General features: G+C 63.4%; 2 protein-coding genes. Both read left to right on the top strand.

Annotated elements, in window-relative coordinates:
• Window positions 1-541 precede the first annotated feature (541 nt).
• Window positions 542-2,944, top strand: coding sequence for a ribonucleoside-diphosphate reductase subunit alpha (locus N5C25_RS20240; protein ID WP_019661866.1), 2,403 nt, complete (start codon window positions 542-544; stop codon window positions 2,942-2,944).
• 147 nt (window positions 2,945-3,091) lie between these two features.
• Window positions 3,092-4,111, top strand: a complete 1,020-nt coding sequence (locus N5C25_RS20245) for a ribonucleotide-diphosphate reductase subunit beta (protein ID WP_019661865.1) — start codon at window positions 3,092-3,094, stop codon at window positions 4,109-4,111.
• Window positions 4,112-4,181 lie beyond the last annotated feature (70 nt).

Below are 4,181 nucleotides of genomic sequence, written 5' to 3' on the forward strand. Positions count from 1 at the left end.
GGGCGAAACGGCGTTACCTGCGGCCGCTCCTCCGGCCCGGCCGACACATGCGGCCTCGAGTCGCTGCCCGGCGGGTGATCCCCGACGTCCACCGCATTCCCACCGGCTGCCCACCACCTATCCACAGGGTTGTCCCTAGCCAGCTTCATCACTGTCATGTGAAGCTGTCATTGTTCCGTTTCTGCGGTGCGTTGTGCCACCGCAGTGACGCCTTTCGGGCTTGACTGCGCAGCCCGTTCCGGCGGGTCTGAAGCGTCTGATCAGGGCGCCGATGGCACGATCCTTGCGGCGCAAGGGATTGCCGAATTTCACTACATTTGGCGTTGACGGACCCCATTACCCCCACTATCTTGTGGCCGTCGGTCGCAGCAACCCCAGGTCTGGGGGTGGCAGCAGCACCCATCCGCGATCGTCAACGGCAGTGGCAGGCGCAGGGTCTCATCCTCTGCGACGCCGTCCTGCCATCCTGGGCCGTCATGTCCCGGGCTGCGTCACCCCGATGCATCGAGCACCCCCAAATCACGCCAAGAGGACATACGCCGTGAGCACCGAATCCAGCGCCACCATCGAGAAGGAAAGCGAATTCCTGTTGACGTCGCCGCCGACGGCCAACGCGATGAGTGTGACCAAGCGCAACGGGACCACCGAGCTGGTGGACCTGAACAAGATCGTGCGCGCGGTGCAGCGTTCCTCCGAAGGCCTGCACGCCGTCGATCCGATGCGCGTGGCCACCCGCACCATTTCCGGCCTGTACAACGGCGCCACCACCCGCGAGCTGGACGAGCTGTCCATCCGAACCGCCGCCCTGCTGATCGGTGAAGAGCCCGAGTACGGCCGCCTCGCTGCGCGCCTGCTGGCCAACTACATTGCCAAGGAAGTCTCGGGCCAGGAAATCTACGCCTTCTCGCAGTCGGTCAGCCGTGGCCATGAAGTCGGCCTGATCAACGACCGCCTGCTGAACTTCGTGCAGACCAATGCACGCAAGCTCAACGACGCCATCGACATCTCGCTGGACCTGAACTTCGATTACTTCGGCCTGCGTACCCTGTATGACCGTTACCTGCTGCGCCACCCGCACACCCGCAAGGTGATCGAGACCCCGCAGCAGTTCTTCCTGCGCATCGCCAGTGCGCTCAGCGAGGACGTGTCCGAGACCCTGGCGCTGTACAAGCGCATGGGCAACCTGGACTACCTGCCGTCCAGCCCGACCCTGTTCAATTCCGGCACCACCCACGAACAGCTGTCCTCGTGCTTCCTGCTGGATTCGCCGCAGGACTCGCTGGAGTCGATCTACGCCAAGTACGGCGACATCGCCCAGCTGTCGAAGTTCTCCGGCGGCATCGGCGTCAGCTACACCCGCGTGCGTTCGCGTGGTTCGCTCATCAAGTCGACCAACGGCCACTCCAACGGCATCGTGCCGTGGCTGAAGACCATGGATTCGTCCGTGGCCGCGGTGAACCAGGGCGGCAAGCGCAAGGGCGCCGCCTGCGTGTACCTGGAAACCTGGCACGCCGATATCGAGGACTTCCTCGAACTGCGTGACAACACCGGTGACGAAGCCCGCCGTGCGCACAACCTGAACCTGGCCAACTGGGTACCGGACCTGTTCATGAAGCGCGTCGAGGCCGACCAGGAATGGTCGCTGTTCGATCCGCGCGTGGTGCCGGAGTTCACCGACCTGTTCGGCGAAGCCTTCGAGGCCGCCTACCTGCAGGCCGAAGCCCAGGGCAAGGCCAACCGCACCATCCCCGCGCGCAAGCTGTACGCCCGCATGATGCGTACGCTGGCCGAGACCGGCAACGGCTGGATGACCTTCAAGGACAAGTGCAACCGCGCAAGCAACCAGACCCTGCGTCCGGGCAACGTGATCCACCTGTCCAACCTGTGCACGGAAATCCTGGAAGTCACCTCCAACGATGAAACCGCAGTGTGCAACCTGGGTTCGATCAACCTGGGCAACCACTTCGACGAGCACAACGAGTTCGACTTCGAGAAGCTGGCCGAGACCGTGCGCCTGGCCGTGCGCCAGCTCGACCGCGTCATTGACCTGAACTTCTACCCGATCGAAACCGCCCGCCGCGCCAACCTGCGCTGGCGTCCGGTCGGCCTGGGCTGCATGGGCCTGCAGGATGTGTTCTTCCGCAAGCGCCTGCCGTTCGACAGCGCCGAGGCCCGCGCCCTGTCGAAGAAGATTGCCGAAGCGATCTACTTCCACGCGCTGGAAACCTCCTGCGAGCTGGCCCAGGAACGCGGCAAGCACCCGTCGTTCAACGACACCCGTGCCGCCAGTGGCGAACTGCAGTTCGATGCCTGGAACGTGGTGCCGGAAGACACTGCGCGCTGGGATGCCCTGCGTGAGCGCATCAAGGAACACGGCCTGCGCAATTCGCTGATGATCGCGATCGCGCCGACCGCGACCATCGCCTCGATCGCCGGCTGCTACGAGTGCGTCGAGCCGCAGGTGTCCAACCTGTTCAAGCGCGAGACCCTGTCCGGTGACTTCCTGCAGGTCAACCGCTACCTGGTCAATGAGCTGAAGAAGCTGGGCCTGTGGACGCCGGAAATGCGCGATGCCATCAAGCTGGCCGAAGGCTCCATCGCGGGTCTGCCACAGATCCCGGAAACGCTGCGCGAGGTCTATCGCACCGCGTGGGAACTGCCGATGCGTTCGCTGATCGACATGGCCGCCGAACGTGGCGCCTTCATCGACCAGTCGGCCTCGCTCAACCTGTTCATGGAAAGCCCGAACATCGGCGCGATGTCCTCCATGTACATGTACGCCTGGAAGCAGGGCATCAAGACCACCTACTACCTGCGTTCGCGCCCGGCCACCAAGATCGCCAAGACCACGGTGAGCAGCGCGGCCCCGGCCAAGGTGTTCAGCCCGGACGAAGCCATCGCCTGCTCGCTGGAAAACCCGGAAGCCTGCGAGGCCTGCCAGTAACACACCGCGCGGTGGGTGCCGACCGTTGGTCGGCACTCGAGCACCTCGCACCTGTAGAGCCGAGCCACGCTCGGCCGCAGCACGGAAACACCCAGGTAGCGCCGGGCCACGCCCGGCGTTTTGACCCGAGAAGACAAGGAAACACCCATGGCCGACAAGCCCAAGCAGATGCTGCTCGATCCCGGTTTTGAACTGACCCTGCGCCCGATGCGCTACCCGCAGTTCTATGACATGTACCGGAACGCGATCAAGAACACCTGGACGGTGGAAGAGATCAACTTCCAGATCGACATCACCGACCTGCACAGCAAGATGTCGCCGGGTGAGCGCCACCTGATCCACCGCCTGGTCGCGTTCTTCGCCACCGGCGACTCGATCGTGTCCAACAACCTGGTGCTGAACCTGTACCAGCACCTCAATGCGCCGGAAGCGCGCATGTACCTGTCGCGCCAGCTGTATGAAGAAGCGCTGCACGTGCAGTTCTACCTGACCCTGCTGGACAACTACCTGCCGGACCCGGAAGAGCGCGCCAAGGCGTTCTCGGCGGTGGAGAACATCGACTCGATCAAGAAGAAAGCCGATTTCTGCTTCAAGTGGATCGACTCGATCCAGGACCTGACCCGCATCGAGACCCGCGAGCAGCGCCGCCAGTTCCTGCTCAACCAGATCTGCTTTGCCGCCTGCATCGAAGGCCTGTTCTTCTTCGCTGCGTTCGCCTACGTGTACTACTTCCGGTCGCGCGGCCTGCTGCCGGGTCTGGCCTCGGGCACCAACTGGGTGTTCCGCGACGAAAGCGCGCACATGGAGTTCGCGTTCGAGTCGGTGCGCGTGGTGCGTGAGGAAGAGCCGGACCTGTTCGACGAAGAGATGAAGCAGCAGGTCTACGACATGCTGGCCGAAGCCATTGAATGCGAAGTGCAGTTCGCCGAGGACGTGCTGTCCGGCGGCGTGGCCGGCATCTCCACCCGTGACATGCGCCAGTACCTGCAGCACTGTGCCGATCAGCACTTCGCCAAACTGGGCATGGAAAAGAAGTACAACGTGCGCAACCCGCTGCCGTTCATGGAACTGCAGGACGTGCAGGAACTGACCAACTTCTTCGAACGCCGCGTCTCGGCCTACCAGGTCGGCGTGCAGGGCGAAGTCGCCTTCGACATGAACTTCTGATCGAACCGGCCCGGCCTGTCGCAACGAAAAACCCCGGCCAATGCCGGGGTTTTTTGTTGCGCGCCTGCTT

It is taken from the genome of Stenotrophomonas sp. GD03958 (assembly GCF_029839005.1).
Lineage (GTDB): Bacteria > Pseudomonadota > Gammaproteobacteria > Xanthomonadales > Xanthomonadaceae > Stenotrophomonas > Stenotrophomonas hibiscicola.

Excerpts from the sequence above, each read along its gene's own strand:
- N5C25_RS20245 (WP_019661865.1), top strand. The coding sequence starts at position 3,092 with ATGGCCGACAAGCCCAAGCAGATGCTGCTCGATCCCGGTTTTGAACTG.